The 4,269-nt window shown below is 34.0% G+C and carries 4 protein-coding genes; all 4 read right to left on the reverse strand.

From position 1 onward, the window contains the following. A partial coding sequence (locus tag AC2LE6_RS08530; protein ID WP_484478834.1) for an extracellular solute-binding protein occupies window positions 1–585 on the reverse strand: 585 nt, incomplete at its 3' end. 13 nt (window positions 586–598) lie between these two features. Beyond that, window positions 599–2,137, reverse strand: coding sequence for a pullulanase-associated domain-containing protein (locus AC2LE6_RS08535; protein ID WP_484478835.1), 1,539 nt, complete (start codon window positions 2,135–2,137; stop codon window positions 599–601). 190 nt (window positions 2,138–2,327) lie between these two features. Then, on the reverse strand, window positions 2,328–3,164 hold the full coding sequence (locus tag AC2LE6_RS08540; protein WP_484478836.1) for a DUF1189 family protein: 837 nt from the start codon (window positions 3,162–3,164) through the stop codon (window positions 2,328–2,330). Between the two features lie 11 nt (window positions 3,165–3,175). Continuing rightward, window positions 3,176–4,269 (reverse strand): alpha-amylase family glycosyl hydrolase (locus tag AC2LE6_RS08545; protein ID WP_484478837.1); only part of this gene is annotated, 1,094 nt, incomplete at its 5' end.

The raw sequence follows: 4,269 nt of genomic DNA on the forward strand, positions 1-4,269 counted from the left end.
GTTTAATAATGTTTTGTTATAGAATAATGCAACAGATTCTCCACTTAATGGAGCTCCGAATAATTCTGAATCAAAGTTACCATCACATGCAACAGCTGTGTTGTTAGCTGGGTCATAACATGAAGTAGCAGTTTCAACAGCAGAACCAATCATTCTTGTTTGAACATCTGTTCTCTGAGCATCAGGGAATGGATATAACAAGTTTGATGTTAATGCAGCACCAATGTGATCATGAGGGAATACTACAACATCTGCAGCGTAATCAGAACCAGCGTATAACTCAAGTCTTTGACGAGTGTCTACTGCTCCTACTTCTTCCCATACCACGTTGATATCTGGGTATTGTACGTTGAATGCAGCAATTAATTCTTCTGCATATGTTTGATCATCTAGCCATACTTTAATAGTAACGGCTTCAGTTTGATTTTCATCGAAATTATATAATGTACCTAAAGCTGCGTCGTTTTCACAAACTTCTGGATCTGGATCCGGATCTGGATCTGGATCAGTAGTATCTTCTGGTTTACATCCAGCTAATGTAAGTGTTAATACGAAGGCAGCAAATATTAATAAGAATTTTTTCATCTTCATATCCTCCTTAGTATTGTTTACGCAGTGTAACGAATGCACCAACAGCAAGAGGGGCAGCTACTAATAATGCAATTAAGTTAGTAGTGTTATTGCTTGCGTTTAAATGAGCAGTTTCATCACAAGGGTCTGTAACAGTTACAGTAATTGTTGCTTCTCTGAAGTTACCGAAGTTATCAGTTGCAACGATTACGATTTCATAAATACCAGCGTTTCTAGTATCTACAGTACCAAATCCTTCTTTAATTTTTAAATCAGTTACTTTAACTGACTCTTCACCGTTAAAATCAGATGAACTATAAATAGGTAATTGGTAAGTATCTCCTAATTCAATTGATACTTCAGTGAAACCTGCGATATCAATTACTGGAGGTGTGCTATCCACAGCGAAACCTAATTCATACATATCAGTTTCGTTTGGCATATATTTAACATTGAATGGAGAAGCCATACCCATTAAGGCATCTTCTGTGATAATTGTAAATGCTGTATTAGCATCTGCAACTGTATCAAATGAAATTCTATCAATAGCGATAACATTTCCATCTTTATCAGTTACTTCAAATAATGTTTTATCTACAATTAAAGCTCCTAATTCGTCTTTTGTAATTACGTCTTTGTTAAATTCTAATTCGATTGAATGTTGGTCTAATGCACCTAATTCAAGAATTTCGAATAAGTTAACTTGAGCGTCAAAATCAGTATAGTTATCATAGAAGTCTGGAGCTCCACCCATATAGAATGTAAACTGTGTTCCAGATCCTTTAACAGCTGTAACGTCTAAGAATAAATCTTCGTCCCACTGTTTTTCCCATGCATCAGTTCTAACAATAAATCCAATAGTATCGTCTGCATCAGCAGCAATGTTAAATACAGCAACTCTGTATTTACCAGCAACACCTTGATCTACTCCTAGTTCCCATTGGAATAAGTTTGGAGCTTGAGTACCATCAGTACCAGTTCCCCATGTCCACATATTCCAACCATCATATGATTCAACTGGATCGTAATAAACTACGACAACAGTACCAAAACCATCTTTTTGGAACATTGGCATTGCAGGATCATTATAGAATACTTCACTTGCACCCTGTAATACATATACATGTTTTACTCCGTTTTCATCAAATCCAACGAAAGCTTCTGTAGTTAATTCGTCATCATCTGATTCTTCACGTAATTGAATGTGCTTATCGTCTCCACCTTCACCATTACCGTCAGTGTCGGCACCATCTTTATAAGACCAGTCATTTTGACGTGGAATAAGCCCAGCTTCATGATCTGCGTCATCATCAACGCATAAATATGCAACTGCACCAAAATCATCTTGTCCTACGATTTGAGGGTTTCCAGAACCAGCTGTACCAGTTCCCCATGCCCAGAAATCTTTACCTTCATAGTCATCATTCCATCTTTTGTAGTGAATAACAACTACTTTGTCTGTTGTACAGTCAGATGCAGGAACTTCAGCGTTTACCGCTTGAGCGCTAAATCCGAAAAATGCAACAGCTAGAGTTAAAGTTAATACTAAACTCAGAATTTTTTTCATGTTTCTCCTCCTATTTTTATTATTTAAACAAACGTTTTTATAACAATTCTATAATATCATAATGAAAACGCTTTATCAATGAACTCACACGTATTTTAAGCCGTAACGCGTTACACCTTTTCATAAAAGTGTAAAAAAAAAGAAAACATTTTCATAAAATGTAATCTTTTTCATAGTATATTTTTGCAACTTATTCTTTTATTTCTAAATATAACCTACTTGCTCTATACATAAAGAACGCAAGAATAGGTGTAATGATATTATAGACAATCGTTGTAAATGCAATTAATCCATTAAACCCAAGTATAACATTGATCACTGATGGTATTGTACTTGCTAATATCATTAGCTTAACCATATTTTTATAACAAGGGAAGTTGCTTTGATTAAACTTAAACAACATGCTAATTGCGCTAATTGTTAAAATTAGAATTAGGTTTGTCAGGAATAATGCTGCTGTGATAAACAATATAGCGGGTAATGTAAATACATCTTTCAAACTTAAAAACATTTTATTGATAAGTAAATCATATGCTTCTCTATCTTCTAAATCATTAATGTCACCAAAATCTGTATTATTGAAGTAATCATAATCTAATATAAATTCTCTCGAAGTAGATGTACTAAGTGTAATACCACTTCTATAAAATACTATTGTATGTTCTTGATCATAAACAACATCGTCAGGAACATTAAAATACACTGTCCATATAGAATCATTATTCATAAACTCATACTCAAATATATTACTCATTCCACAATCTAACTGATTGTTATAGATTCTACAACTTTCTGGAAAGTCTTCTCCAATGAATTCTGGTACTTCTTCATGGAAGTTCATTCCCCAGAAACCGTAATCTAAATCGTTCATCCCAATAACTTGTGATGTAATAGGTAAAAACATCAGTAAGTTTAAAAATAAGAAATATCCAAATAACTTACCTAAAGATGCGTCAAACGCATCAAATGCATGTTTGAATTTGAATACACCCAGTGTAAATAAATCAGGGAACCTAATTTTCTTCATAGCGTCATCCTCTATTCTTCGTAAGGTACTTCAATTATCAATGTACTTTGTCCATCTATTATACCATTGTATAAATCGATTCCATCACTATAATATAATATTTCACCTTCAATATCACCATATGTGAATCCAGTGTCTCCAATATTATGTAATACTAATACTTTTTGATTATGATCCTCATCATAGAAGAATGTTCTATAATACCCAACTAATACATTACTACTAATTTCCCAAGCTTCTGTATCACCGAATTTTAAAGCCAAATTATCTTTTCTAACATTTAGTATTTCCATATATGTATTTAAGATACTATTAGGATCAGCTAACTGTTCATCAACAGTATCTGTCTCAGTGTTAAATTCATCAACCATCCAAGATGTCTTATACATATCATCAAATAAATATGGTTGTCTTCTTGTTTCATCCCAAATAGTAGGACCAGTTGATTTAATTCCAAACATTCCAAGTTCTTCCCCATAATAAACAAATGGGTTCCCCTGTCTTGTAAGTAACATTTCAGCAGCTAATTTAAGATCATCAACATCACCACCATAGATACTAGCAATTCTATCTTGGTCATGATTGTATAAGAATGGTGCATCAATTGCCTCAGAATCGATTGATTCTAACGTTTCAAGCATAGATAGCATATCTTCTACGTAATCGCCGTTAGACCCACGATTTATCGAATATGATATTTCTTGTGATGTTTCAAAGTTCATCGCAGAGTCCATACTCGCAACAAACTTACTAAATACATTGAAACTATCCCATATCTCACCAACGATATATACATCAGGATATTCTAGTTCTATGTTAAATTCAAAGAACGCTAATTTATTGATTGAGCTTTCAATCGGGATTGTTGGTGGAGATACTTCTCCATAATCCTCTAAATGAATCGCTGCATCTAATCTAAATCCATCCACACCTTTATCCATCCAGAATAAAGCAATGTCTAACATTTCTTGTTGTACTGCTGGGTTACTCCAGTTTAAATCAGGCATTCCACCACCAAAGGCTCCAGCGTAATAATACCCACCACCAAGAGTATGCAAGAAACTATGGTTCATCGTATATCGATCATCATTACTTGTTATCTTAC

This window comes from Candidatus Izemoplasma sp. (assembly GCF_982632705.1).

Coding starts and splice junctions, on each gene's coding strand:
- AC2LE6_RS08535 (WP_484478835.1), bottom strand. CDS start 2,137: ATGAAAAAAATTCTGAGTTTAGTATTAACTTTAACTCTAGCTGTTGCA.
- AC2LE6_RS08540 (WP_484478836.1), bottom strand. CDS start 3,164: ATGAAGAAAATTAGGTTCCCTGATTTATTTACACTGGGTGTATTCAAA.